This window comes from Bacillus sp. AF23 (genome assembly GCF_020861455.1).
Taxonomy (GTDB): Bacteria; Bacillota; Bacilli; order Bacillales; family Bacillaceae; genus Bacillus; species Bacillus halotolerans.
This window is the reverse complement of sequence record NZ_JAJHVY010000033.1, coordinates 59,982-85,571: the sequence shown is the minus strand read 5'-3', so window position 1 is coordinate 85,571 and position 25,590 is coordinate 59,982. Positions and strand designations below refer to the sequence as shown.

General features: G+C 43.8%; 26 protein-coding genes. 24 read left to right on the top strand and 2 right to left on the bottom strand.

Going from position 1 to position 25,590, the window contains the following annotated elements; translation table 11 throughout:
• Nucleotides 1-11: 11 nt before the first annotated feature.
• Genes lgt through LNN34_RS17960 form a run of 4 tightly spaced genes read left to right on the top strand, consistent with a single transcriptional unit; the run spans nucleotide 12 to nucleotide 2,949 of the window.
• Nucleotides 12-821: a prolipoprotein diacylglyceryl transferase gene (lgt, locus tag LNN34_RS17975; protein WP_229044060.1), complete on the top strand. Its 810-nt coding sequence runs from the start codon at nucleotides 12-14 to the stop codon at nucleotides 819-821.
• A gap of 23 nt (nucleotides 822-844) precedes the next feature.
• Entirely contained in the window at nucleotides 845-1,783 is a 939-nt protein-coding gene (locus tag LNN34_RS17970; protein WP_229044058.1) for a nucleoside recognition domain-containing protein, read from the top strand.
• Nucleotides 1,780-2,430: a pyrophosphatase PpaX gene (ppaX, locus tag LNN34_RS17965; RefSeq protein WP_059335014.1), complete on the top strand. Its 651-nt coding sequence runs from the start codon at nucleotides 1,780-1,782 to the stop codon at nucleotides 2,428-2,430. Before LNN34_RS17970 ends, ppaX begins: the two co-directional genes overlap by 4 nt.
• A 3-nt stretch (nucleotides 2,431-2,433) precedes the next feature.
• Nucleotides 2,434-2,949 (top strand): acyltransferase, encoded by a 516-nt coding sequence (locus LNN34_RS17960; RefSeq protein WP_044159373.1) that lies wholly within the window; start codon nucleotides 2,434-2,436, stop codon nucleotides 2,947-2,949.
• 26 nt (nucleotides 2,950-2,975) lie between these two features.
• On the opposite strand, the gene pelC is transcribed toward LNN34_RS17960, so the two are convergent.
• Both pelC and LNN34_RS17950 read right to left on the bottom strand, forming a co-directional pair.
• Nucleotides 2,976-3,641 carry a pectate/pectin lyase PelC gene (pelC, locus tag LNN34_RS17955; RefSeq protein WP_010332018.1) on the bottom strand — a complete coding sequence of 222 codons (666 nt, stop codon included), beginning with the start codon at nucleotides 3,639-3,641 and terminating at the stop codon, nucleotides 2,976-2,978.
• Nucleotides 3,642-3,890: 249 nt separating this feature from the next.
• Nucleotides 3,891-4,637 carry a C39 family peptidase gene (locus LNN34_RS17950; RefSeq protein WP_044159370.1) on the bottom strand — a complete coding sequence of 249 codons (747 nt, stop codon included), beginning with the start codon at nucleotides 4,635-4,637 and terminating at the stop codon, nucleotides 3,891-3,893.
• Nucleotides 4,638-4,884: 247 nt separating this feature from the next.
• Here LNN34_RS17950 and LNN34_RS17945 point away from each other — a divergent pair, with 247 nt between their 5' ends.
• The 20 genes from LNN34_RS17945 (at nucleotide 4,885) to mgfK (ending at nucleotide 25,581) form a co-directional block, all read left to right on the top strand.
• On the top strand, nucleotides 4,885-6,060 hold the full coding sequence (locus LNN34_RS17945; protein ID WP_229044070.1) for an ATP phosphoribosyltransferase regulatory subunit: 1,176 nt from the start codon (nucleotides 4,885-4,887) through the stop codon (nucleotides 6,058-6,060).
• Nucleotides 6,053-6,694: an ATP phosphoribosyltransferase gene (gene hisG, locus LNN34_RS17940; RefSeq protein ID WP_059292460.1), complete on the top strand. Its 642-nt coding sequence runs from the start codon at nucleotides 6,053-6,055 to the stop codon at nucleotides 6,692-6,694. The genes LNN34_RS17945 and hisG overlap by 8 nt, the downstream gene beginning before the upstream one ends.
• A complete protein-coding gene (hisD, locus tag LNN34_RS17935) occupies nucleotides 6,691-7,974 on the top strand; it encodes a histidinol dehydrogenase (RefSeq protein WP_229044056.1) in 1,284 nt (427 codons plus the stop codon). Before hisG ends, hisD begins: the two co-directional genes overlap by 4 nt.
• Nucleotides 7,971-8,555 carry an imidazoleglycerol-phosphate dehydratase HisB gene (gene hisB / locus LNN34_RS17930; RefSeq protein WP_229044054.1) on the top strand — a complete coding sequence of 195 codons (585 nt, stop codon included), beginning with the start codon at nucleotides 7,971-7,973 and terminating at the stop codon, nucleotides 8,553-8,555. Before hisD ends, hisB begins: the two co-directional genes overlap by 4 nt.
• Nucleotides 8,556-9,194, top strand: a complete 639-nt coding sequence (hisH, locus tag LNN34_RS17925) for an imidazole glycerol phosphate synthase subunit HisH (RefSeq protein ID WP_229044052.1) — start codon at nucleotides 8,556-8,558, stop codon at nucleotides 9,192-9,194.
• Nucleotides 9,191-9,928: a 1-(5-phosphoribosyl)-5-[(5-phosphoribosylamino)methylideneamino]imidazole-4-carboxamide isomerase gene (gene hisA, locus LNN34_RS17920; protein WP_044159352.1), complete on the top strand. Its 738-nt coding sequence runs from the start codon at nucleotides 9,191-9,193 to the stop codon at nucleotides 9,926-9,928. The genes hisH and hisA overlap by 4 nt, the downstream gene beginning before the upstream one ends.
• Nucleotides 9,925-10,683 (top strand): imidazole glycerol phosphate synthase subunit HisF, encoded by a 759-nt coding sequence (hisF, locus tag LNN34_RS17915; protein WP_229044050.1) that lies wholly within the window; start codon nucleotides 9,925-9,927, stop codon nucleotides 10,681-10,683. Before hisA ends, hisF begins: the two co-directional genes overlap by 4 nt.
• Nucleotides 10,680-11,300, top strand: coding sequence for a bifunctional phosphoribosyl-AMP cyclohydrolase/phosphoribosyl-ATP diphosphatase HisIE (gene hisIE / locus LNN34_RS17910; RefSeq protein ID WP_229044048.1), 621 nt, complete (start codon nucleotides 10,680-10,682; stop codon nucleotides 11,298-11,300). Before hisF ends, hisIE begins: the two co-directional genes overlap by 4 nt.
• A gap of 250 nt (nucleotides 11,301-11,550) precedes the next feature.
• Nucleotides 11,551-12,261, top strand: a complete 711-nt coding sequence (locus tag LNN34_RS17905) for a lipoprotein YvcA (RefSeq protein WP_229044046.1) — start codon at nucleotides 11,551-11,553, stop codon at nucleotides 12,259-12,261.
• Nucleotides 12,262-12,450: 189 nt separating this feature from the next.
• The gene (locus LNN34_RS17900; protein ID WP_229044044.1) at nucleotides 12,451-13,113 is read left to right on the top strand and encodes a lipoprotein YvcA; all 663 of its coding nucleotides are present in this window, start codon (nucleotides 12,451-12,453) and stop codon (nucleotides 13,111-13,113) included.
• Nucleotides 13,114-13,418: 305 nt separating this feature from the next.
• On the top strand, nucleotides 13,419-14,147 hold the full coding sequence (locus LNN34_RS17895) for a lipoprotein YvcA (protein ID WP_229044042.1): 729 nt from the start codon (nucleotides 13,419-13,421) through the stop codon (nucleotides 14,145-14,147).
• 1 nt (nucleotide 14,148) lies between these two features.
• On the top strand, nucleotides 14,149-16,059 hold the full coding sequence (locus LNN34_RS17890) for a DUF6792 domain-containing protein (RefSeq protein WP_229044040.1): 1,911 nt from the start codon (nucleotides 14,149-14,151) through the stop codon (nucleotides 16,057-16,059).
• A gap of 14 nt (nucleotides 16,060-16,073) precedes the next feature.
• The gene (locus tag LNN34_RS17885; protein WP_059334995.1) at nucleotides 16,074-16,433 is read left to right on the top strand and encodes a hypothetical protein; all 360 of its coding nucleotides are present in this window, start codon (nucleotides 16,074-16,076) and stop codon (nucleotides 16,431-16,433) included.
• A 178-nt stretch (nucleotides 16,434-16,611) separates the two neighbouring features.
• Entirely contained in the window at nucleotides 16,612-18,375 is a 1,764-nt protein-coding gene (locus LNN34_RS17880) for an ABC transporter ATP-binding protein (protein ID WP_059292470.1), read from the top strand.
• 127 nt (nucleotides 18,376-18,502) lie between these two features.
• Nucleotides 18,503-19,957, top strand: a complete 1,455-nt coding sequence (locus tag LNN34_RS17875) for a tetratricopeptide repeat protein (RefSeq protein WP_229044037.1) — start codon at nucleotides 18,503-18,505, stop codon at nucleotides 19,955-19,957.
• A 381-nt stretch (nucleotides 19,958-20,338) separates the two neighbouring features.
• A complete protein-coding gene (gene cwlO, locus LNN34_RS17870; RefSeq protein ID WP_059334991.1) occupies nucleotides 20,339-21,751 on the top strand; it encodes a peptidoglycan DL-endopeptidase CwlO in 1,413 nt (470 codons plus the stop codon).
• A 217-nt stretch (nucleotides 21,752-21,968) separates the two neighbouring features.
• Nucleotides 21,969-22,919 (top strand): thioredoxin-disulfide reductase, encoded by a 951-nt coding sequence (trxB, locus tag LNN34_RS17865; protein ID WP_106295460.1) that lies wholly within the window; start codon nucleotides 21,969-21,971, stop codon nucleotides 22,917-22,919.
• Between the two features lie 318 nt (nucleotides 22,920-23,237).
• Nucleotides 23,238-23,714, top strand: a complete 477-nt coding sequence (locus LNN34_RS17860; RefSeq protein WP_081638370.1) for an 8-oxo-dGTP diphosphatase — start codon at nucleotides 23,238-23,240, stop codon at nucleotides 23,712-23,714.
• A gap of 24 nt (nucleotides 23,715-23,738) precedes the next feature.
• Nucleotides 23,739-24,626, top strand: a complete 888-nt coding sequence (rapZ, locus tag LNN34_RS17855) for an RNase adapter RapZ (RefSeq protein ID WP_059334990.1) — start codon at nucleotides 23,739-23,741, stop codon at nucleotides 24,624-24,626.
• A gap of 1 nt (nucleotide 24,627) precedes the next feature.
• On the top strand, nucleotides 24,628-25,581 hold the full coding sequence (gene mgfK, locus LNN34_RS17850; protein WP_059335364.1) for a gluconeogenesis morphogenetic factor: 954 nt from the start codon (nucleotides 24,628-24,630) through the stop codon (nucleotides 25,579-25,581).
• The last annotated feature ends 9 nt before the right edge of the window (nucleotides 25,582-25,590 follow it).

The following is a 25,590-nucleotide window of genomic DNA, read 5'->3' as shown; positions in this document are numbered from 1 at the left end:
GTTGGCAATAAATGAATGAAGCGATAGAACCACTCAATCCGATAGCGTTTCAGCTGGGGCCGTTAGCCGTCCATTGGTACGGAATCATTATCGGCCTCGGTGCTTTGCTGGGGCTTTGGATTGCCATGAGAGAAAGTGAGAAACGAGGACTGCAGAAAGATATTTTTATCGATCTCGTCCTTTTTGCGATCCCAATCGCGATTATTTGCGCACGGATTTATTACGTTGCATTTGAATGGGATTATTATGCCGAACATCCGGGGGAAATCATAAAAATCTGGAAGGGCGGCATCGCGATTCACGGCGGCTTAATCGGTGCCATTTTGACAGGCTATGTCTTTTCGAGAATGAAAAACATTTCTTTCTGGAAGCTTGCGGATATCGCGGCGCCAAGCATTTTGCTCGGTCAGGCGATCGGCCGCTGGGGAAACTTTGTCAATCAAGAGGCACACGGGGAGGCGGTCAGCAGAGCCTTTTTAGAAAACCTGCACCTGCCTGAGTTTATCATCAATCAAATGTACATCAACGGCCAATATTATCATCCTACTTTTTTATATGAATCACTATGGAGCTTTGTCGGCGTTATTATACTGCTGCTTTTGCGCAGAGCGAATTTACGGAGAGGCGAGCTGTTTTTAACCTATATCATTTGGTATTCAATCGGAAGGCTCTTTATTGAAGGAATGCGGACTGACAGCTTAATGCTGACGAGTTCGCTTCGCATCGCTCAGGTGATCTCAATCGTATTGATTGTTTTGGCTGTAGCAGCCATCATCTTCAGACGCGTCAAGGGGTACTCGGCGAAGCGTTACGCAGAGTAGACGGTAACAAAGGGGGATGAGGGATGAAGAAGATTTTTCTAGCCGGTCTTGCGGCGGGTCTTCAAACAACATGGACACTCGGCAAAGTCATTTTTCCGGTAACGCTGGTGGTCACTTTGCTTCAGCATACGCCTGTCATGGATTGGCTGGTACGGCTGATTACACCGGTAATGGGCCTGTTCGGGCTTTCCGGTGAAGCGGCGATCCCGCTTGTTCTTGGGAATATGCTGAATCTGTACGCGGGGATTGCCGGGATATTGACACTGGATTTATCCGTGAAGGAAGTTTTTATCTTAGCGGTGATGCTTTCATTCTGTCATAACTTGATTATCGAATCGACAGTCGCAGCAAAGGTCGGGATCAGGATTGGCATCATATTGGCAGTGCGCATTGGTTTGGCAGCTGTTTCTGCAATCGTCATCAATCTTATCTGGCATGGCGGGCAGGAAACGGCGCAGTACGGTTTTATCGCTGCAAAGGGTGATGCGCCTGACGGCTGGCTGGCGATGCTGGCCGAGGCTTTAATGAAAGCCGGTCTTGGCGTTTTGCAGCTGGCGGCAATTGTGATCCCGCTGATGATCATCATTCAATTTATGCGAGACTTAGGCTGGCTGCACACGTTTTCGAAGTGGCTGTCTCCGTTTACGCAGATGCTCGGCATGAATAAAAATACCTCGATGACAATGGTGGCCGGCTTGACAATCGGCCTGGCCTACGGAGCGGGTGTCATGATTAAAGCAGTCCAAGATGACGGCGTTGGCAGGCGCGACATGACACTGGCCTTTATTTTTCTCGTTGCCTGCCATGCCGTCGTTGAAGATACACTTGTCTTTATTCCGCTCGGCATTCCAGTTTGGCCGCTTCTGCTGATCCGGGTCACTACGGCTGTGCTGCTGACGATGGCTATATCGTATACGTGGAAAAAATGGAAACCCTCAGCGGTTGGAAAGGAAGCAGTATGACTGATAAACAAGTTACGACAATTCTGTTTGATTTAGACGGGACCCTTATTAATACGAATGAATTAATTATCGCGTCATTCTTGCATACGCTGGAGCATTATTACCCGAGCCGCTATAAACGTGAAGATGTACTTGCGTTTATCGGCCCGTCTCTTTTTGAAACGTTTTCTTCAATGGATGCTGAGAAAACTGAAGATATGATCAGCATGTACAGAACATACAATCACCAGATGCATGACACACTTGTCACCGAATATGAAACGGTTTATGAAACGCTGGATGAACTAAAAAAAGCGGGCTTTACATTAGGAATTGTGACAACAAAATTAAGAGATACTGTCAATATGGGCCTTAAGCTGACGGGCATCGGCGAATTTTTCGAAACCGTTGTTACACTTGATGACGTCACGATGGCAAAACCTGATCCCGAGCCTGTGCTGCTGGCGCTGAAACAGCTGGGAAGCGAGCCTGCAGAAGCCATCATGGTCGGCGACAACTATCACGATATTCTGGCGGGTAAAAACGCCGGCACAAAAACAGCCGGGGTCGCTTGGACGATTAAAGGCACGGAAGCGCTGGCGAAACATGAGCCTGACTATATGCTTGAGAAAATGAGTGATCTATTACAAATCGTTGGAGTGAAGTAATCTGTGAGAAAAACAGACCGGCATCCGGTATCAGGTGCTAACTCACTGTGGCATGTCTATCAAACGGTGCCTTTTTTGAAGGTAGTGAAGAATTTCATGATTATTCAAATCGCGAGATACACACCGTTTATAGGGATGAAAAACTGGCTGTACCGTACATTTTTGCGGATGAAGGTCGGAAAGCAGACATCCTTTGCCCTCATGGTGATGCCCGATATTATGTTTCCGGAAAAGATCTCAGTCGGAACGAATTCAATCATCGGATACAATACGACCATTTTGGCCCATGAGTATTTAATTCAGGAGTATCGAACCGGTAAAGTCCTGATCGGAGACGAAGTGATGATCGGAGCCAACACGACCATTCTGCCAGGCGTAGAAATAGGGAATGGCGCAGTCGTGTCCGCCGGAACGCTTGTCCATAAGGATGTGCCAGCCGGAGCATTTGTCGGCGGAAATCCGATGAAAATCATATACACAAGGGAAGAAATGCAGGAAAGAATAAAAAGCCCGCTGTAATAAATAGCGCGGGCTTTTTTTGTATATTAAAATTGGGTATTGTTTTTTTCCGTTACGTGCTGGACGCCGATCCATTTCTTGCCGACGTTGGAGTATCTTGTGTTCGTCATGGTGACAGTGCTCGTTTTACTGTCCGTACGGAAAATCGCTTCCTTCATGTTTGTGATGGTGCATCTGTCGATAATGACATCGGTATGGAAGGTCGATCCGCCCAGCTGTCTAATAAACTTTCCGCCGTTATCCGCAGTGAAGTTTTTCACTGTAAACGTGCTGGCTTTATTGATTTGAAAGATTTTATCAGAAGCTTTTTGAGCAGAACCGCCGTCAATGGTTACTTTTCCTTCCTTCTTCACAGTTAACGCGTCCTCACCGACATCTTCCCACGTCACATTCTGAATGTTAACGTTTCCATAAGTGTGCACGCCATCAGCAGCAGGAGCTCCGAGCACTACATTTTTCAGAGTTGCTCCGTCTTCCACACGAAAAACAGGCTTTTGGTTTTCGGATTGGCTTCCGTCACCCAATTCTTTTCCTGCTACAAACCGCTGTCCCTTCCCGTCATATGTTGTGTTTTTTGGCACGATAATTGTTTCATGAACCACTTTGTCAGCTGCAAAAGCAGTTGATGTCTGAAACTGGCTGAAGCCCATAACCAAACTGAACATAAATAGGATAGACACGATTTTTTTCAATGATAAAATCCTCCCCGGATATCTTTAGTTTTGTAAGAGAAGCGTCAGCATCTTGCACCGGCTTCTCTCACATAGATCGGGGCAAGGCTGAATCTGTTTTAATCATAAAAATAGCCAGCCTGAAAGTAAAGACAAATTTGGATGGGAAATAGAAAATGCGTCATTGTTACTTGATTTAAACATTAAGCATGAATATTGGCGTATTTGCTCAGGAGAGAGCATAAGAAAAGCTTGTGAAAGCGGGCAGCTTTACTTTTGAACGACGATGGCTTGGCTGCCCATTTGCACCCACGCTTTTTCGAAGCTGGTCCGGTCTGTTTTTCTGTTTTTATAGCCATAAGGGTCATTCACATACACGTAATTTTCATCATAACCCGTGACGGCGACACTGTGTTCGCTGTACGTGATATCGATCGTTCCGTTTGGCGTTTTCCATGTCTGCATGTTGTCAACCGGCGTAAAGTTGGCTGTCGTGATAACCCAAACCGGGTTGCCTTTCTCAAGCTGCTCATAAACAGCAGAGATGCTTTTTCCTGTCAGATCAGAAACGCTGTCCCCCGCATAGGTTTTAGCGAGCTGATAGATCGGGCCGTGATAGACACCTAGCCCCGGGCCGTTCGCCATATCACCGACAAATCCGTCATTCGGATCACCTTTTAATCCGCTGCTGTATGTCAAAGGCACTGTTGCGATCTGGTTTGCCAGTGTATTCTTTGTCACGCTGTATCCCGCATAGTTCAGTACCATTGCAAGGCTCGTCACCTCACAGCCATTATAGAGCTTTGGGGCATCCATCTGATTGAAAAGCGTGACGTCCATCGGCTCAGCGCTTCCTTTCAGTTTCTTCTCTTTGTTTGCTGCTTCAGATTCCTTCTTCGTTGCACCTAAATCAATTTTGAAAAACGAAATATCTATATCTTTTGCATATATTTTGATGCCGAAGAAAATGACAGCAGAAAGTATGATCAGTACACATAACGTTCGCAGTGTTTTCATCTTTAACTCCTTGTTCTCTATTTGATTTGTATTATAGCATGCCAAACATCAAGAATTTGAGATATGACCTACCTTTCATCATTTATTCATGACTTTTTCATATTTAGGAGGAGGATTTCTGAACGAAAAAGATTCGTGCGAAAGTTAAGCATTGATTTCCGCTCTTTCATCTGCTAACATATTATCATATTAGCGAACTAAAGGATTCGGAATTTTCCTTCAAACGACTACGGAGGTGCTCGGGTTGATGTTTATGTTTGAAAAACCGCACGGCATGAGAGATACACTGCCCGGTTTATATGAAACGAAAAAAAAGGTGAGGCAATCATTAACCGATATGATAGATAAATGGGGCTATCAATTTATGGAAACACCGACGCTGGAGTTTTACGATACGGTTGGTGTGCAGTCAGCAATTAAAGAGCAGCAGCTGTTTAAGCTTCTGGATCAGGATGGAAAGACACTGGTGCTTCGCCCGGATATGACAGGGCCGATCGCAAGGGTGGCGGCATCAAAGCTGCTGAAACATGATCATCCCCTCAGAGTCGGCTATGCGGCAAATGTGTTCAGAGCTCAGGAACGCGAGGGCGGACGTCCTGCCGAGTTTGAACAGGTTGGAGTGGAATTGATCGGTGATGGCACGACAAGTGCGGACGCAGAGGTCATTGCCTTAGTAATCGGTGCGTTAAAAAATGCCGGCTTGACTTCATTTAAAATTGCAATAGGCCACGCAGGCATTGCAGATGCCCTGTTTGTCGAGGTGCTCGGGAATGTTGAACGAGCGGACGTGCTGCGGAGGTTTTTATATGAAAAGAATTATGTCGGCTACAGAGAGCACGTCAAATCTCTTCCGCTTTCCTCCATTGATAAAAACAGATTGCTTGAGCTTCTCGAATTGCGAGGGAGCATAGAAGTTTGCAGACGTGCTGAAGAAATCGTCGATTCAGCGCAAGGTAAAAGTGTGGTTGATGAATTGAAGGCGCTGTGGGAGATTCTTGAGGACTACGGATGTACGGAAAATGTCCGTCTTGATCTGAATATGGTCAGCCATATGAGCTACTACACTGGGATTTTATTTGAAGTGTACGCGGATAATGTAGGCTTTGTGATTGGCAGCGGCGGCCGTTATAACAAGCTTCTGGGACATTTTAATTCACCGGCGCCGGCGACGGGTTTTGGGCTTCGGATTGACCGGATGATTGAAGCGCTTTATATGAAAGACGAACCTTGTGAAATGGATGCTGTCATTTTCAGCAAAGAACAGCGGGTGCAGGCCATTGCTTTTGCGAATGAAGAGCGTTTGAAAGGTAAAAAAGTTGTTCTTCAGGATTTACTGGGGATTGAAAATATTGATCAGATGACAAAATCATTTGCGAATGTCACCTATTTTATCGGTGCCAGAAAGGAAGAGCAAAATGGGTAAGTTACTCACAATGGCAATGCCGAAGGGGCGAATATTTGAAGAAGCAGCAGGGCTGCTGCGGCAGGCGGGATACAAGCTGCCGGAAGAGTTTGAGGATTCCAGAAAGCTGATCATCGACGTGCCGGAGGAAAATCTCCGCTTCATTTTGGCAAAGCCGATGGATGTTACCACATATGTGGAGCACGGTGTGGCAGACGTCGGAATTGCGGGGAAGGATGTCATGCTGGAAGAGGAACGCGATGTATATGAGGTGCTGGATTTGAAAATCAGCAAATGCCATCTGGCGGTTGCCGGACTTCACGATACAAACTGGAGCGGCGTCGCGCCGAGAATCGCCACAAAGTATCCGAATGTGGCTTCCAGTTATTTTAGGGAGCAGGGAGAGCAAGTCGAGATTATTAAACTGAACGGCTCTATCGAGTTGGCACCTCTTATCGGGCTTGCGGACAGAATAGTCGACATCGTATCTACGGGACAGACGCTCAAAGAAAACGGACTCGTTGAAACAGAGCATATTTGTGATATCACCTCCCGCTTTATCGTCAACCCCGTAAGCTATCGCATGAAGGACGATGTCATCGACGAAATGGCATCCCGTTTATCTCTTGTTGTGGAAGGAGAAACGGCAAAATGAAAATCAAAACGATCAGCGGCGCGGACCGGCTTTCTCTCAAGCGGTCAATTGATGCCGGAACGGAAGAACAAAGAAAAGCGGTCCGATCCATTATTGAACATGTAAAAGCAAACGGTGATCAGGCCGTTCGTGACTACACGGCCAAGTTTGACGGCATCAAGCTCGACAGCGCATTGGTCACAACAGAAGAAATTGAAGAAGCATACAGCTTGCTGGATCCCCAGCTGCTGCAGGTGATCAGGCAAGCGATCAAAAACATTACTGACTATCACGAAAGGCAGCTTCAGTCTTCCTGGTTTTATCACAGAAAGGATGGCACAATGCTGGGACAGAAAGTGACAGCACTTGATTCTGCCGGCGTTTATGTGCCGGGCGGAACTGCCGCATATCCGTCATCTGTTTTGATGAATGTCATTCCGGCGTTTACAGCGGGCGTGGAAAGAATCGTTCTTGTCACACCTCCGGGAAAAGACGGACGGCTGTCTCCGGGAGTCTTAGCTGCCGCTGCCGAGCTGGGCATCAAAGATATATACAAAATGGGAGGGGCTCAGGCAATTGCGGCGCTGGCGTACGGAACAGAAACCATTGAGCCGGTGGATAAAATCACAGGCCCGGGAAATATTTATGTCGCGCTTGCCAAACGAGAGGTGTTCGGTGATGTCGATATTGATATGATTGCCGGACCGAGTGAAATCGTCGTGCTGGCTGATGAAACAGCTATCCCGCGGGAAATTGCCGCCGACCTGCTGTCACAGGCGGAACACGACATGCTCAGCTCATGTGTGCTTGTCACAGATTCCATGCTGCTGGCTGAGGCCGTTTCAGCCGAGGTGAACGAGCAGCTTAAAACCTTGCCGCGCAGAGATATTGCGGAAGCTTCAGTGAGAGATTATGGATCTATTTATGTGGCTGAAACGATAGATGAAGCAGTCAATACAGTCAATACGCTCGCCCCGGAGCATTTAGAAATCATCACACAGTCTCCCGAAGCTTTGCTTGGCAATATCAAGCACGCAGGTGCGATTTTCTTAGGCCGATACAGCCCTGAACCGGTCGGAGATTATTTTGCCGGACCGAACCATGTGCTCCCGACAAATGGAACAGCCAGATTTTCAAGCCCATTAAACGTCACGGATTTTCAAAAGAAATCGAGCATTATTTCATACAGCCAATCAGCCTTTGAAGAACATGCGGATAGCATCGCGGCTTTTGCCAGACTGGAAGGATTAGAAGCGCACGCGAGATCAATCGAAGCGAGAGGACGGAGGAATTCGAAATGAGAAAAGCAGATCGCGCCAGAAAAACAAATGAAACAGATATTGAGCTGGCATTTGCAATAGACGGCGAGGGACAAGCGGATATCAAAACAGACGTGCCGTTTATGACACACATGCTGGATTTATTCACGAAACACGGACAATTTGATCTTTCCATTAACGCGAAAGGCGATGTTGATATAGATGATCACCATACAACTGAAGATATCGGCATTTGCTTAGGGCAGGCTTTGCTTGAAGCACTAGGCGATAAAAAAGGAATCAAACGCTACGGCTCGGCGTTTGTACCGATGGATGAGGCGCTTGCGCAGGTGGCGGTTGATTTAAGCAATCGGCCGCACTTGGAAATGCGTGCTGACTTTCCGGCAGCGAAAGTCGGAACTTTCGATACTGAGCTTGTACATGAATTTTTATGGAAGCTGGCGCTTGAAGCACGGATGAACTTGCACGTGATCGTTCATTACGGCACAAATACGCACCATATGATAGAAGCTGTTTTTAAAGCATTAGGACGCGCGCTTGATGAAGCGACAACGATTGACCCGCGTGTCAAAGGGATTCCGTCAACGAAAGGGATGCTGTAAATGATCGGTGTGATAGATTACGGAATGGGCAATTTATACAGCGTCTCAAAGGCGCTGGAGCGTGTCGGCATGCCGTACTTTGTTTCTGGCATGCCAAAGGAGCTGAGGAAAGCCGATGCTTTCATTTTGCCGGGAGTCGGGTCATTTGGGGATGCGATGGACAATTTGCGCAACGCCAAACTCGATCAATTCATTCACGATATGGTATCAGAGGGGAGACTGCTTCTTGGGATCTGCCTTGGCATGCAGCTATTGTTTGATGAGAGCGAAGAGCATGGAACCGCTGCAGGCCTCGGTTTGTTAAAGGGAAAAGCGGTCAGGCTGAAGCCGGAAGATCAGGAGGGAAACAAGCTGAAGGTTCCGCATATGGGATGGAACCGCCTTTCCTTTCATAACGAATCTCCGCTGCTGGCAGGAGTGGAGGAAGGCTACGCTTATTTTGTCCACTCCTATTATATTGACGGAATGGATGACGGCGCGCTTTTGGCAAGCGCCGAGTACGGTGTGCGGGTGCCTGCGGTTGTCGGAAAAGAGAACATCTTCGGCGCCCAGTTTCACCCGGAAAAAAGCAGCACGGTTGGAATGTCTATCTTCATCCAATTCACAAAAATGGCAGCAGAACAGAAGGTGAAAAAATGAGTGCTTTTACATTATACCCGGCCATTGATATGAGAAACGGCAAATGCGTACGCCTCGTTCAAGGTGATTACAGCAAGGAAACTGTATACGGTGATTCACCGTTCGACATGGCCTCTTTATTTGCGAGTGAGGGAGCTGAATGGATTCATCTTGTCGATCTCGACGGCGCGAAGGAAGGAAAAAAAGTAAATGACCGTCATGTCATCGAAATTGTACAAAAGCTCAATCTGAAAGTTGAAATCGGCGGCGGCATTCGTTCGGAAAGCGACGTCTACGATTACTTATCGGCAGGAGTCGATCGCGTGATCCTGGGAAGCTCCGCTGTTTCTGATCCGCCGTTTGTAAAAAAAATGCTGAAAGAGTATGGCGAAAGGATAGCCATCGGGCTGGACGCAAGAAACGGCTTTGTTTCAACAGAAGGGTGGCTGGAAACATCAAATCTTAAGGCGGCTGAACTCGGCAAAGAGCTCGCCAATGAAGGCGCAGAAGTTTTTATTTTTACTGATATCGCGACAGACGGGATGCTGTCAGGCCCCAATATCGAAAGCACAGTGGAACTCGCAAAGGAAACCGGAAAATCTGTCATCGCCTCTGGCGGAGTCAGCTCCGTTGCGGATCTTGAAGCTCTTGCCCGTTATCATGCGAATGGGGTTTCTGGAGCTATTATCGGAAAAGCACTGTATACCAACCAGTTTACACTTGGCGAGGCGCTTGAAAGGATGAAGGGGAAATGATAACCAAGCGGATTATCCCATGTCTTGATGTGAAAGAAGGGCGCGTTGTCAAAGGGATTCAATTTCTTGAGCTGAAGGATGCCGGCGATCCTGTCGAGCTGGCGGAAGTATATGATCAGGAAGGCGCGGATGAACTGGTGTTTCTTGATATTTCAGCCTCGCATGAAGGCCGCAAAACGTTGGTTGACGTCGTAGAGCAGGTTGCTGCAAAGCTTGCGATTCCATTTACAGTCGGAGGCGGCATCAATCAGCTTAGCGATATGAAAACGATTCTGCGTGCCGGCGCGGACAAAGTTTCTGTAAACACGGCAGCTGTTCTCCGTCCCGAGCTGATTACCGAAGGCGCGGAGTTTTTCGGCTCTCAATGTATCGTACTCGCCATAGACGCCAAGTACAACGAAGAGTCTGACACGTATAAGGTTTACACGCATGGCGGCAGAAAGAAAACGGATTGGGAAGTTACAGCATGGGCGAAGGAAGCTGTCAAACGCGGAGCCGGAGAAATCCTCCTGACCAGCATGGACTCAGATGGGGAGAAAAAAGGCTTTGACCACAGGCTGACAAAGCTCGTGTCAGAAGCTGTTCCGGTTCCTGTCATCGCCTCAGGGGGAGCAGGAAACGCGCAGCATATGCTCGAGGCTTTTACAAAAGGGGAAGCGGACGCCGCGCTGGCTGCCTCCATTTTTCATTATAAAGAAACATCAATTAAAGAAGTGAAATCATACTTGAAAGAGCACGGGGTGAATGTGAGATGAAACAGGCAGATGAACTGCGTTTTAACGAAGAAGGATTAATCCCTGCCATCGTCCAGGACGCGGCAAGCAAAGAAGTACTGACACTTGCATATATGAACAGGGAATCGTACGAAAAAACACTGGAAACGAAAGAAACGTGGTTTTACAGCCGCTCGCGGCAAGAGCTATGGCACAAAGGAGAAACATCGGGGAATACGCAAGCCGTCAAGGGCATCCGATATGACTGCGACCAAGATGCACTGATCGTGCTTGTAGAGCCGTCCGGTCCGGCATGCCACACAGGCAGCTACAGCTGTTTTACAAAGGAACAGACAGAAGAACAAACTTCCGGCCGATTTGACATCTTAAGCGAGCTGGAGCGCGTCATCGCAGAACGCCAAGCGGAAATGCCTGAAGGAGCTTACACCACTTACCTTTTCGACGAAGGCGTCGATAAAATTTTGAAAAAAGTCGGTGAAGAAGCATCAGAAGTCATCATCGCCGCCAAAAACCGCGATCACGAGGAACTGAAATGGGAAGCGGCAGACCTGCTGTATCACCTCCTTGTCCTGCTCAGAGAACAAGCATTGCCGCTGGATGATGTGCTGGAAGTGCTGAGAAAACGCCATTCTGAATAGTAAATAGAAAGAGCCTATGGATAACGGCTCTTTTTTTATTGTGAGAAAAATATAAAGGGTATTTAGTAATACAACAGGTGTTTCACATTCCGAATGGATAAAAGAAGGTCAAAACCAAGTCTGATTTCCTATTTATCCAAATTCCGCCATGATGTAACATGGAAAAGGATAATATAATCACCCCGAAACCGGGTCAATAGTATGACTTTTGAAAAATAGAATGATCTCACAAAACCCTTGGAGGTTCGTAATGAAAAAAATTATCTTTATTTGCTTCAGCTTATTACTTGCCATGACAGGAGGATGCAGTATGAACGACAATGATAAAAACACCACAAATGACAATAAAACAGAAGCCGTAAAACCAAAAGACATGGATCCAAAAGACCTGCCGCAAGTTCCGGCGTTTCAGGATGAGAAAACGAGAGAGTACATGGTGTCAACAAAGGAAGAGGAGCCTGGGTACTATTTGCTTGAGTCTAAGCTGAAAGGATTTAGGATGTTGTTTCCGGAGGATGGGGAATTTTCAAGCTATTTGTCTAGCCGTGATGAACATGAAGAAATGATCGCATTTGATAGTTATGATAAAACAAAAAATAAAATGTTAAATGCACAAATAGAGTATTACCAAAGAACATCCTTTATAAATAATCCTGAGACAATGTTAGAGCAAGTTAGGAGTGAAAATGGGTATAATGGCAGTTTTGAAAAGCTAGAGAACGAAGATAAAGCTATTTATATTGCTCATAAGAAAAATCATTTTCAAAACGATAAAAATAAATACAGCTTTTCATACAGATATTTCGGTTATATCAAGTCACCCGAAAAAAATCAATCAGGTATCGTATTTTGGTTTATGTTTAGATGTCCAAATCATGAGAAGCCTTGTACGTTAGATAAAGACAATTTAGGAGATAAGGTTAAAAAGCACGTAAAATCCATCACCTTTTTAAATCATTAACAGGAGAAATAAAACGGAAAACAAAAATAGATTGGAAGTTGAGAATATAAAGGTAAGGCTAAAAATCACTTTGTAATAAGGTCAAAATATGATTTAGGTAAATAAGCCGAAAACCCATGGAGGTTCGTCATGAAAAGAATCATCTTGATTTGCATCAGCTTATAACTTGCCCTGACAGGCGGATGCGGTATGAACGACAGTGAAAAAAGCATCACAAATAACAATAAAACGAAAGCCGTAAAACCAAAAGACATGGATCCAAAAGACTTGCCGCAAGTTCCGGCGTTTCAGGACGAGAAAACGAGAGAGTATATGGTGTCAACGAAGGAAGAGGAGCCGGGGTATTATGTGCTGGAGTCTAAGTTGAAAGGGTTTAGGATGTTGTTTCCGGAAGAAGCGAAGTACGTATCTAAATTTTCAAGTGTTGGCAAAAATAAGGAAACAATAATAATTGATAGTTTCAATAAAAAAACTAACATTCAATATGATGGGCAATTGGATTATCATCGAGAAAAAAGTTTTGCGAATGACAAGGATACAATGCTGGACATTGTAAGCGGTAGAAATAGCTATAAAGGAAAATATGAAGAAAGAAAGCTATCTGATAAAATTGTATATTCTGCTCAAAAGAAAAGCGTTTTTGATGATGTAGAGGGAAAGAATAATTTGTCTTATAGATTTTTTGGTTATGTTAAATCAACAAAAGAGGATTATCTGGGGATAGAGTATTCTTTTCGATTTGCCTGCTATAAAGATGAAGAGACTTGTTCATTAAAGAAAGAAGAAGCAAGAAAAAAAGTTCAAAAAATAATAGACTCTATTACCTTTTTAATACTTAAAAAGGGGAAATAGAGAGTGGAAAATAAGAATATATTGAAAAGGCGTTAAAATAACTTAGAGTACAATTATATAGAAGCCATTCTGAAAAATAAGGTAAGAGTCATATTTTATGAAAAAAGAAATAGGTATTTGGGTGTGTACGAGGTGTTTTGCTTGATTTGTTAATAAAAAGAGATCAAAACCAAGTCTGATTTCCTATTTATCCAAATTCCGCCATGATGTAACATGGAAAAGGATAATATAATCACCCCGAAACCGGGTCAATAGTATTACTTTTGAAAAATAGAATGATCTCACAAAACCCTTGGAGGTTCGTAATGAAAAAAATTATCTTTATTTGCTTCGGCTTATTACTTGCCCTGACAGGAGGATGCAGTATGAACGACAACGAAAAAAACAGCAAAAACAATGAAAATAAAACAGAAGCCGTAAAACCAAAAGACATGGATCCAAAAGACCTGCCGCAAGTTCCAGCGTTTCAGGATGAGAAAACGAGAGAGTACATGGTGTCAACGAAGGAAGAAGAGCCGGAGTATTATTTGTTGGAGTCTAAGCTGAAAGGGTTTAGGATGTTGTTTCCGGAGGATGCGGAATATCTATCAAGAAGGTCATCTTTAACTGGGAAAAACAAAGAAAGTATTGGATTTAATAGTTATGATAAAGACACCAATGTAATGTTTGATGGCCATGTAACATATTACAAAGAAGAAAGTTTTGTGAATGAACCTGAGACAATGTTAGATATTGTTAGTGGAAAAAATGATTATAAAGGTGAATACAAAAAAAGTAGCAAAAAGAAAACCGATATCTACTTTGCTAAGAAAAAAGACATCTTTGACGATATTGATAGAAAATATAATGATTCATACAGTTACTTCGGGTATGTGAAATCTACAGAAGAAGATAACTTAGGAGTAGAATACGCCTTTACTTTCGGATGCAAAAATGAAAATCAACCATGCTCCTTAGATGAAGAAAAGGCTAAAAATAAAGTAGAGAAATTAATTAATTCTATCACCTTTTTAATAGATAAAAAGGAGAAATAAGATGGAAAATAAAAATGTATTTGAGAATGAGAACGTAAAGTTACGGCTAATTGATTTAGAATATGACTATAAACAAAAGTTTGCCTCAATCAATGCAAGTGAAGTTAAGGAAGCCAAAGCGGATTTCGAATCAGATGTACGGAGAATTTATAAAGAGGAAACCCGCCACGATCTTCCGGAGAATACAAAAATTGAAATATACACCTCCAGTGAACTTGTAAACCAGAATACAAGTATAGAAAGTTCGACCAGAGAATCAGGTTACGATGGGACGGCAATCCATATAATAGATAAGAAAAAACATATCGATCAGCTTCATATTATTTCAGAAGGCAGTGCTGATAATAAGGATTGGTCGTATAACTTTTTTGGTCTTTTTTTAGGAATCGATCATAGTCAGTATGAGGCTACAAAGGAGTTTACTAAAAAAGTAAAGAAAGCAGCAGGTGACTCGGAGGATTTAAAAACATTCGCCTTAGGACATTCCCTTGCTAATAATAACCAAGTAATGGTGCAATTGATTAATGGAGAATATGATGAGGTTTATGGTGTAAATGGGGCTCAAGTCAATATCGATCAATTACTTGAAACTGATGAAAGTTTATATAGATATGTTATTAGGAAATTTAGTTATAAATACGAAGATATTGATTCTATCCCACCAGAAAAGCTAAAAAAAGAAATCCAAAAATATTATGAAGGCAAAGGCGTAACAGCAAACATCACCCAGCGCATCTCAAAGGATGACCCTCTGTACGGTGCGAGCGGCAAGGCAGACTTCATTACATTCGGTGATATGAAGATGGCGGATACAAATACAAGTGTAAAAGGCATTCGAAACATTATGGATGGGATTCCTGATGAAGACGTGAGAGCGATTCAAGAATTCCTTCAAAAATATAAGGATGACTATGAAAAAGATGGCTTGAACGGTTTTGTAAAGGCTGCAAGCGGGATTGACATAGAGCTGATAGATAAAGTGAAGTACACAGATGGTGCTTTAGCGAAAGCGAGTGTCATTTATGAAAACTTTGATGACGTTAAGCAAATGTATGGCCGAATTAAAGAGAATTTGCCAGCGTTTTTAGGTTTTCTCCATACCTTATTGAGAAACAGCGGCCCGGTCGTAGATCAGCTTGCTGAAAATGGGTATATTGATGGAACGCAAAAGAAAGTGATCAAAAAAGAATTAACGAATCTTAATGCGAGTATGAGAGGTATAGAATCACGATACGAACATTTCATTGATCATTTAAAGCATGGTCAATTTACGCAAGCTCTAAAAGACGTTGGTGAAATAGTAGATTACGTAAAATCAATTTTGTCCTCGATAGAAACACTCGACAAAGAAACAAAAGAAGCATTAAAACTCATTGTTGACGGCCACAGCATCGTTCAAATGCTGAACGCGTTATCAAAGGAAAAAGGCTTCAGCTACAAAGGCTCCGATATTTACTTTACAGGGAAGGGCGGCTCGGGAGAAACGATTAAAGTCAATATCTCATCCGCTGTCAGAATCTATCAAAACGGCATGAAGATTGTTGAAGATATGGAAGATGCGATTTCCGCGTACCAAAAGGTATTCCGTCAGGAAATCGATGAAGAGTTTATAGACAAAAAACAGGCAATCATCACGTCGATTCAACATATGGAAGAAAATCCTTCGCATTATGCCTTCGATCTTCAATTCCGGCTTGCGGCCGGTTTCAGTCACACATTCGATAAATTAGAGAAAATATCAGTTCATGAATCGTTCCATACAGGTGCTCTCCCTGCTAATGACGGAATTGTTGCAGAACTAAAAAAACAGACATCGGAAAAAAAGAATTTTATCAAAAATATCCGCGAGAGCATCGAAAAGCTATTTGAAAAAGAAGAAATGATCTCACAGCTATTCGATTTTCAGCCTTAGGAGGAATAGACAGAGTGACTTCCTTATTTTCAGAAAGTGAAACAGAAGTTGTATCAACCACCTATATGTTTCTAACCCATGACGAAATGAAGGGGAAAGCGGGCAGTCTCAATAAACCCATCAACGACATTCTCAGCCTGACTAAAAAATTTGAGTCTGCATTAAAAGAAGAAATCAAAGGGCAAAAAGGAATGATTGTCAAAAAAATAAAAGAAGAGCTTGAATTGAAAAGCGAAAAGCAGAAAACTGCACTTCAAACGATAAAAGAAGAGCATACTGCAAAGGTTGACCGGTTCAAAATGATCATTGAAGACCTGAGGCAGCAAGAGGTTACCTTAACGTATCGAAAAAAGAAGCCTGAAAAGGATCTATAATATGAAACGTCTCCTATTCGAGTCATGAATAGGGGATTTTTATTTTCAGTGTACAAGAAAAATATACTGAAAAAGTCTCTCTCCATTGTTATGATTTAGAAAGAGTAAAAATAATCCTATTATATTCCGTTCAACCTTGCTGACCGCGTAAAGGGATTGAAACAGGGGGAAAAATACTATGTCAACACAGCAACCTAAAAGAAAATTCAAAGCCTTTTTTGCATTAGTGAAACAGACAAACCCATCCTATGGAAAGCTCGCTTTTGCGCTGATTCTCAGTATTGTGACAACACTGGTCAGCCTGCTGATTCCTTTATTAACGAAACAGCTTGTCGACGGTTTTTCCATGTCAGCGCTGTCCGGCACGCAAATCGGGCTGATCGCGCTCGTATTTCTTATTCAAGCCGCTTTAAGCGCCTACGCTACATACGCGCTAAACTATAGCGGGCAAAAAATCATCTCTGGGTTAAGGGATTTATTATGGAAGAAATTAATAAAGCTTCCTGTATCTTATTTCGATACTAACGCTTCCGGTGAAACTGTCAGCCGGGTCACGAATGATACGATGGTGGTAAAAGAGCTGATCACCAGCCATATCAGCGGATTTATAACAGGCATCATTTCGGTCATTGGATCACTCACCATCTTATTCATTATGAACTGGAAGCTGACGCTGCTTGTTTTAGTTGTTGTTCCATTAGCTGCGCTGATTTTAGTGCCGATCGGCCAGAAGATGTTCTCCATTTCTCGGGAAACTCAAGATGAAACCGCACGTTTTACAGGGTTGCTCAATCAAATACTTCCGGAAATCAGGCTTGTGAAGGCTTCAAATGCAGAGGAAGTCGAATACAAACGCGGAAAGCTGGGGATTTCTTCATTATTCCAGCTGGGGGTTCGTGAAGCGAAGGTGCAATCGCTTGTCGGGCCGCTTATTTCTCTCGTATTAATGGCCGCACTCGTGGCTGTTATTGGATACGGCGGTATGCAGGTGTCATCAGGCGAATTGACTGCCGGGGCACTCGTGGCTTTTATTTTATATTTGTTTCAAATCATAATGCCGATGGGCCAGATTACAACGTTCTTCACACAGCTGCAAAAATCAATCGGTGCAACGGAACGGATGATTGAGATTTTGGCAGAGGAAGAGGAAGATACCGCCACAGGTAACCAAATTGACAACGCGCATCTGCCTATCCGGCTTGATCAAGTGTCCTTTGGCTATAAGCCTGGGCAGATGATCTTGAAGGATATCAGCGCTGTGATTGAAGCGGGGAAAGTAACAGCAATTGTTGGGCCGAGCGGCGGCGGGAAAACCACGCTGTTTAAGCTGCTTGAACGTTTCTATTCTCCGACTGAAGGGACCATTCGGCTGGGAGACGAGCCGGTGGATACGTATTCGCTCGAATCGTGGCGTCAGCATATCGGCTACGTGTCACAGGAAAGTCCGTTAATGTCGGGAACGATCAGAGACAATATTTGTTATGGGCTGGAAAGAGAGGTAACGGATGCCGAAATCGAAAAAGCAGCGGAGATGGCATACGCTCTTAATTTTATACTGGAACTGCCGAATCAGCTTGATACAGAGGTGGGAGAACGCGGCATTATGCTGTCGGGCGGACAGAGACAAAGAATTGCGATTGCCAGGGCGCTTCTCCGTGATCCGAGCATCCTGATGCTTGATGAAGCCACATCCAGCCTCGACAGCCAATCTGAAAAATCAGTGCAGCAGGCACTTGAGGTGCTGATGGAAGGCCGGACAACAATTGTCATCGCTCACCGCTTATCGACTGTTGTAGATGCTGATCAGCTATTATTTGTTGAAAAAGGGGAAATTACGGGACGCGGCACGCACCATGAATTAATGGCTTCCCATGACCTTTACAGAGATTTTGCTGAACAGCAGCTTAAAATGAATGCGGATTTAGAAAACAAAGCCGGGTAAATTCTGGTCGATTCAGCCAGTAAAAAAAAGAGGAGGGATTTTCCCAATCCTTCCTTTTGAACTATTGAGGGGTTTGCGATTTATGGTATACTACTGACGGTAATATTGTATAAAACGGAGGGTAGTTGTGGGAAAACACACTTCTGAACATAAAAATCACGCACAAATTGTCCAGCTGCTTCAAGATGGACATTATTTTTTTCATAAAGGTTTGAAAGCGTATAAAGAACGCAATCTGAAGCGGGCAAGCAAACTGATCCAGCGCGCGGTTCATTTGGAGCCGAAGGATTCAGAGATGCTTTCGCAGCTTGCGGTCATTTATTCTGAGATGGGGCAATACCAGGAATCAAACGATTTGCTTGATTATATTTTGGCGAATCTTGAGACGGAAATGCCGGAATGCCATTATTTTAAAGCAAATAACTTTGCCCATCTGGGACTCTTTCAGGAAGCTTATAAAGAAGCTGCCGCTTATTCAGACGCTGATCCGGACGGTGAGTTTTCCGAAGAGAACGATAGTCTGCTTGAACTGCTCGATTTAGGAGACGGCGGGCCTGAGGATTCTTTATATGATCAGGATGAATTGCTCATCAAACAGGACCGGGCGAAGTCCTTGCTTGAAAGCGGTCAGCTTGCTGAAGCCGTTGCGGCCCTTGAGGAAATCACACACGAATATCCTGAGCTTTGGTCCGCTTATAATAATCTCGCCCTTGCCCACTTTTATTCCGGCAATGTTGTGAAAGCGAAACAAACGGCTTATCGAGTGCTGAATCATAATGAAGGAAATCTTCACGCATTATGTAATCTTCTTGTTTTCTACTATTATGAAAGAGAAGATGAAAAGGTGGCAGAGCTGAGTGAACAGCTTTCAAATGTATATCCGATGTTATTTGAACAGCGCTATAAACTGGGTGCCACTCTGTCGCTTGTCGGCCGGTATGATATCGGGTACAAATGGCTCAGATCACTATATAAAAGCGGTTTTGAAGGAGACGACACATTTTACTACTGGCTCTCGTGCTCTGCTTACTTTACGGACCATAAAGAATTTGCCGAAACGGTATGGAGAAAAGTCGAGTCGCAATATCCAGGAGCAGACCGTCCGGCTCCGTGGATTGAGCGGCGGGAAGTACTTCCTTCGTCAGTAGAACAGCGATTGGCGGCCTATTATATCAGCAGCACCAAGGGTGAAACGGAGCATCTTGAAGCCGTGATACGCTCGAAGCGCATCACCGCTCCTTTTGAAAACCATTTTGTTAAGCTGCTCTTAAACGGAGATTCCGAAGCAGCAGATGTGTCAGAGGATGCGCTTTTCGCTTATCAAACGGTTAAATTGCTGGAAGAAGCAGAACAGGATGAGATGAAAACAGAAGTCATGAGCTGCTGGGTATTCCATGTGATACAGCAAATCCGCGCAGCGGGGCCGCTGAAAAATGTGAGCGGATGGGCTGCGGCTATCTACTATATTTGGAAAGAAGCCCATGGCAAACATGACACCAAAAAAGATACGGCAGCCCAATTTGGCATCTCTCCGGCTACTTTGACGAAATATATGAAATATATTGATGATATTTTAGAATAATATATTGATGGAGAGTTGATTCGCAGAATCAACTCTCTTTTTGTTCTAAGAAGTATATTAAGAAAGTAATGTCGACAGGTTTTTTATCAATTTAAGAAAAATGACAAATGATGTGCAACCTGACATCTGTTTGAAACACAAATGTAATAAAATTTATCGCTAATTTGTCGAAACTTGATGGTATAATGATTCTCGTACATAAGGAATTAGTGTTTTTTACATATGATGTGAAATAAACGCTATACACCCAGATTAAGAGATGCACAGAATAATTAACCATAAACAATCATCATTCCTCGTAGAGTATGAGGAACGAAACTTGATGTTCAAAATACAATTCCAAATGAGAACAGGTTCACAGTAAAAGGGAGGATATAAAAAGTGAGAAAGAGTTTATTGACACTTGGTTTGGCTTCCGTCATCGGGACAAGCAGTTTTTTGATCCCATTTACAAGTAAAACTGCATCGGCGGAAACATTAGATGAAAAGAAACAAAAAATCGAAAGCAAGCAATCTGAGGTTGCTTCCAGCATTGAAGCGAAGGAAAAAGAATTAACTGAACTTCAGGAAAACCAATCAAAGATTGAAAAAGAACTGAAAGACATTAACGCTAAGGCGCTCGATACAAGCAACAAAATCGATGATAAAAAAGAAGAAAACGATAAAACAAAAGAAGAAATCAAAAAACTGAAAAAAGAGATTAAAGAAACAGAAGCACGCATCGAAAAACGCAACGAAATCCTAAAAAAACGCGTTCGTTCTTTACAGGAAAGCGGCGGATCTCAAGGATACATAGATGTACTTTTAGGATCAACGAGCTTTGGTGATTTTATCTCACGTGCGACTGCGGTTTCATCTATTGTGGATGCAGACAAAGATTTAATCAAGCAGCAAGAGCAGGATAAAGCGAAGCTTGAAGACTCTGAAGCGGATCTGAATGATAAGCTGAAAGAAGTACAAGCTGCACTGGCTAAATTAGAAACAATGCAAAAAGATCTTGATAAACAGCTTGATGAAAAAGACAAGCTTTTCGACGAAGCAAAAGAAAGCCAGAAGAAAACGGCTAAAGCGATTTCTGAATTAAAATCAGAAGCAGCTGACCTTGCAAACCAAAAAGCAGATACTGAAGAAGAACAAGCGCGTATCAAAAAACAACAAGAAGCTGCGGCTGCCCTGATCAAAAAGCAGGAAGAAGCACAAAAAGCATCTGATGAAACACAAACAGATGACAGCCAAACGGCTACAACTGAAACAGCAAAAGCAAGCTCATCTGATGATGATTCTTCAGACAACTCTTCTAAGGGTTCATCTAACAGTTCGTCTAACGGCTCATCTTCTAAGAAGAGCAGCAGCTCAAGCAATAACTCAGGCGGCACTGTCATCAGCAACTCAGGCGGAATTGAAGGCGCGATCAGCGTTGGTTCAAGCATTGTCGGACAATCTCCGTACAAGTTTGGCGGCGGACGCTCTCAGTCTGATATCAACAACCGTATTTTTGACTGCTCATCATTCGTTCGCTGGGCTTACGCTTCTGCAGGTGTCAACCTTGGACCTGTCGGCGGAACAACGACTGATACTTTAGTTGGAAGAGGACAAGCTGTAAGCGCGTCAGACATGAAACGCGGAGACTTAGTTTTCTTTGACACATACAAAACAAATGGTCACGTTGGAATCTACTTAGGAAACGGTACGTTCCTTAACGACAATACATCTCATGGTGTATCTGTTGACTCTATGAACAACGTGTACTGGAAAAAAGCATTTAAAGGCGTTGTAAGACGTGTTGTTCAATAATAAATAAGACAAGGGCCTTCTATGGACAGAAGGCTCTTTCTTTATTAAATACATACCCTTTTGAAATACATTTAATCGCGTTTCGAAAAAAATGAGCAAAAAAATGGCGTATCACCATGAGATTTTATAGGATATGGGTAAGGAATACGTTTGATGGGGATTCTTATCATATAAGGAAGAGCCCAACTCGAAAAGACGTTTTAAGGAGTGAATGAGTGTGTCAGAAGAAAAAATATATGACGTGATTATTATCGGCGCGGGTCCTGCTGGGATGACGGCCGCTGTATACACATCTAGAGCAAACTTATCGACATTAATGATTGAAAGAGGAATTCCGGGCGGCCAAATGGCAAACACGGAAGATGTGGAGAACTATCCTGGTTTCGAAAGCATCCTCGGACCTGAGCTTTCCAACAAAATGTTTGAACACGCGAAGAAATTCGGCGCGGAATACGCTTATGGCGATATTAAAGAAATTGTGGACGGCAAAGAGTACAAAGTTGTGAAAGCCGGTTCAAAAGAATATAAAGCACGTGCTGTTATCATTGCCGCAGGTGCAGAGTATAAAAAAATCGGCGTGCCTGGCGAAAAAGAATTGGGCGGCCGCGGTGTTTCGTATTGTGCAGTATGTGACGGCGCTTTCTTTAAAGGCAAAGAGCTGGTTGTTGTCGGCGGAGGAGACTCAGCGGTTGAAGAAGGCGTGTACTTAACACGTTTCGCTTCAAAAGTAACGATTGTACACAGACGTGACAAACTACGTGCGCAAAGCATTCTCCAAGCGAGAGCGTTTGATAATGAAAAAGTAGATTTCTTTTGGAATAAAACCGTGAAGGAAATTCATGAGGAAAACGGCAAAGTCGGCAAAGTGACGCTTGTGGATACGGTAACTGGTGAAGAAAGTGAATTCACAACAGACGGCGTATTCATTTATATCGGTATGCTTCCTCTGTCTAAACCGTTTGAAAACCTTGGCATCACAAATGAAGAAGGCTACATCGAAACCAACGACCGAATGGAAACAAAGGTTGAAGGGATTTTCGCAGCCGGAGACATTCGCGAAAAATCATTGCGCCAAATCGTAACGGCTACAGGTGACGGTAGTATTGCGGCACAAAGCGTACAGCATTATGTCGAAGAGCTCCAGGAAACGCTGAAAACCTTAAAATAAAAAGGGCTGTCATACGAGTTTCACATAACGTTACTGGGTTTTAATTCCGCTGTAACAGTTGTGTAAAACTTATCGGTTATGATTAATAAAGTAATTGACCCCCTTTTTATAATGAATACACTTTTGGCACGGATTCTCCAGTTATCCGTGTCCTTTTTTTGTCCAAAAATAAAAGACAATTTCCTTTCACAATAAAATCATCTGAACGCGGGAAAGAATATGCTGTAAAATAGAAGAAAAGATTGTCAATGTCTCTTCATTGTGAGAGGCATCTTGAAACGGTATAATAAAGAGACGATGACAGGACGAGAAGGTTAGGTGACGTACTTGCAAAGAGTGACAAATTGTGTTCTCAAGGCGGATGACAAAGTTCTTCTTCTTCAAAAGCCAAGACGCGGCTGGTGGGTCGCGCCGGGAGGCAAGATGGAGAGCGGAGAATCAGTCAGGGATTCCGTCATCAGAGAATTCAGAGAAGAGACTGGTATCTATATCATAAATCCCCAGCTAAAAGGCGTTTTTACCTTTATTATTAAAGACGGTGACCACATTGTGTCTGAGTGGATGATGTTTACGTTTGTTGCTGATTCCTATACGGGAGAAAATGTGTCTGAATCAGAAGAAGGCATTTTGCAGTGGCACAATGTGAAGGATATTCAAAACCTGCCTATGGCCCCGGGAGACGGCCATATCCTCGACTTTATGATGAAGGGACAAGGGCTGCTGCACGGCACATTTACGTATACACCGGAGTTTGAGCTGCTCAGTTATCGTTTAGATCCGCAGCACATCAAATAGAAAGACAAGTCAGGGGGGAGAAAGATGAGTGTTAGTGAATCACATGATATTCAGCTTGTCATTATAACCGGTATGTCGGGAGCGGGAAAAACCGTTGCGATTCAAAGCTTTGAAGATCTCGGCTATTTCTGCGTCGATAATCTGCCGCCTTCATTGCTTCCGAAATTTTTAGAGCTGATGAAGGAATCAAATTCGAAAATGAGCAAGGTCGCGCTTGTTATGGATTTGCGCGGCCGTGAATTTTTTGACCGGCTGATTGAGGCGCTGGATGAAATGGCGGAAAATCCGTGGATTACACCGCGAATTTTATTTTTAGACGCGAAGGATTCGATTCTCGTGACAAGATATAAAGAAACGAGACGTTCGCATCCGCTGGCAGTGACTGGTCTTCCGCTCGAAGGCATCGCGCTGGAACGCGAGCTGCTTGAGGAATTAAAAGGCCGCTCTCAAATGATTTATGATACATCAGACATGAAGCCGCGCGATCTGCGCGAGAAAATTGTAAAGCATTTTGCGACAAACCAAGGAGAGACATTTACGGTAAATGTCATGTCATTTGGTTTTAAATACGGTATTCCGATTGATGCCGATCTCGTCTTTGATGTCAGATTTTTGCCGAATCCATATTATATCGAAAGCATGAGGCCGCTGACCGGAAAAGATGAAGAGGTATCCTCTTACGTCATGAAGTGGAATGAAACACAAAAGTTCAATGAAAAATTAATCGATTTACTCAGCTTCATGCTGCCGTCCTACAAAAGAGAAGGAAAGAGCCAGCTCGTCATTGCGATTGGCTGCACAGGGGGCCAGCACCGCTCTGTGACACTTGCCGAGTATTTAGCTGACTATTTCAAAAAGGATTACTATACTCATGTTACTCACCGGGACATTGAAAAGAGAAGCCGGAAATAAGATGGGACAAAAACCGAAAATCGCAATCTTTGGCGGCGGCACGGGCCTTTCTGTATTGCTTCGGGGCTTAAAGCATAAACCCGTTGATATTACGGCGATTGTCACAGTTGCTGATGACGGAGGTAGCTCGGGGCGGCTGCGGAACGAACTGCAAATCCCGCCACCAGGAGACATCAGAAATGTACTTGCCGCTTTATCCGATGTGGAGCCGCTAGTTGAAGACCTCTTTCAGCACCGCTTTAATAAAGGGAACGACTTAACCGGCCATTCACTCGGAAATTTAATTTTGGCAGCGATGACGAATATAACCGGTGATTTTTTTCACGCTGTCACAGAAATGAGCAAGGTGCTGAATGTAAGAGGAAAGGTGTTGCCGGCAGCCAATGCCAGTGTTGTTCTGCATGCCGAAATGGAGGACGGGCGCGTGGTCTCAGGCGAGTCCACTATTCCGGAGTACGGCCAGCGTATTAAGCGCGTTTTTCTGACGCCTGAAAACATTGATCCGCTGCCGGAAACGATAGAAGTAATCAGGGAAGCGGATCTGATTATTATCGGACCGGGAAGCCTTTATACCAGTATTCTCCCTAATTTGCTCGTCCCGAAAATTGGAGAAGAAGTGATCAAGGCGCCGGCGAAAAAAGTGTATATCTGCAACGTGATGACACAGCCCGGAGAAACGCTGCATTATACCGCTGCCGATCATGTGAAAGCGCTCAATCAGCATATGGGCTGCGGCTTTATCGATACCATACTGGTTAACAGTGAAGACATTCCTGACGAAATAAAACGTAAGTACGCAGCAGAATCGGCGCGTCCTGTTGATTTTGATATCGAAGAGCTGAAAGCGATGGGGCTTGAAGTTATCAGAGATCAAATTGTAACACATAAAAATGACGTAATTCGTCACGATACACATAAAGTGGCTTCTCTTCTTGTCGATTTACTTAAAGAATGAAGCCTTGAA

Coding starts and splice junctions, on each gene's coding strand:
- lgt (WP_229044060.1), top strand. CDS start 12: ATGAATGAAGCGATAGAACCACTCAATCCGATAGCGTTTCAGCTGGGG.
- LNN34_RS17970 (WP_229044058.1), top strand. CDS start 845: ATGAAGAAGATTTTTCTAGCCGGTCTTGCGGCGGGTCTTCAAACAACA.
- ppaX (WP_059335014.1), top strand. CDS start 1,780: ATGACTGATAAACAAGTTACGACAATTCTGTTTGATTTAGACGGGACC.
- LNN34_RS17950 (WP_044159370.1), bottom strand. CDS start 4,637: ATGAAAACACTGCGAACGTTATGTGTACTGATCATACTTTCTGCTGTC.
- LNN34_RS17945 (WP_229044070.1), top strand. CDS start 4,885: ATGTTTATGTTTGAAAAACCGCACGGCATGAGAGATACACTGCCCGGT.
- hisG (WP_059292460.1), top strand. CDS start 6,053: ATGGGTAAGTTACTCACAATGGCAATGCCGAAGGGGCGAATATTTGAA.
- hisD (WP_229044056.1), top strand. CDS start 6,691: ATGAAAATCAAAACGATCAGCGGCGCGGACCGGCTTTCTCTCAAGCGG.
- hisB (WP_229044054.1), top strand. CDS start 7,971: ATGAGAAAAGCAGATCGCGCCAGAAAAACAAATGAAACAGATATTGAG.
- hisH (WP_229044052.1), top strand. CDS start 8,556: ATGATCGGTGTGATAGATTACGGAATGGGCAATTTATACAGCGTCTCA.
- hisA (WP_044159352.1), top strand. CDS start 9,191: ATGAGTGCTTTTACATTATACCCGGCCATTGATATGAGAAACGGCAAA.
- hisF (WP_229044050.1), top strand. CDS start 9,925: ATGATAACCAAGCGGATTATCCCATGTCTTGATGTGAAAGAAGGGCGC.
- hisIE (WP_229044048.1), top strand. CDS start 10,680: ATGAAACAGGCAGATGAACTGCGTTTTAACGAAGAAGGATTAATCCCT.
- LNN34_RS17905 (WP_229044046.1), top strand. CDS start 11,551: ATGAAAAAAATTATCTTTATTTGCTTCAGCTTATTACTTGCCATGACA.
- LNN34_RS17900 (WP_229044044.1), top strand. CDS start 12,451: ATGAACGACAGTGAAAAAAGCATCACAAATAACAATAAAACGAAAGCC.
- LNN34_RS17895 (WP_229044042.1), top strand. CDS start 13,419: ATGAAAAAAATTATCTTTATTTGCTTCGGCTTATTACTTGCCCTGACA.
- LNN34_RS17890 (WP_229044040.1), top strand. CDS start 14,149: ATGGAAAATAAAAATGTATTTGAGAATGAGAACGTAAAGTTACGGCTA.
- LNN34_RS17880 (WP_059292470.1), top strand. CDS start 16,612: ATGTCAACACAGCAACCTAAAAGAAAATTCAAAGCCTTTTTTGCATTA.
- rapZ (WP_059334990.1), top strand. CDS start 23,739: ATGAGTGTTAGTGAATCACATGATATTCAGCTTGTCATTATAACCGGT.
- mgfK (WP_059335364.1), top strand. CDS start 24,628: ATGGGACAAAAACCGAAAATCGCAATCTTTGGCGGCGGCACGGGCCTT.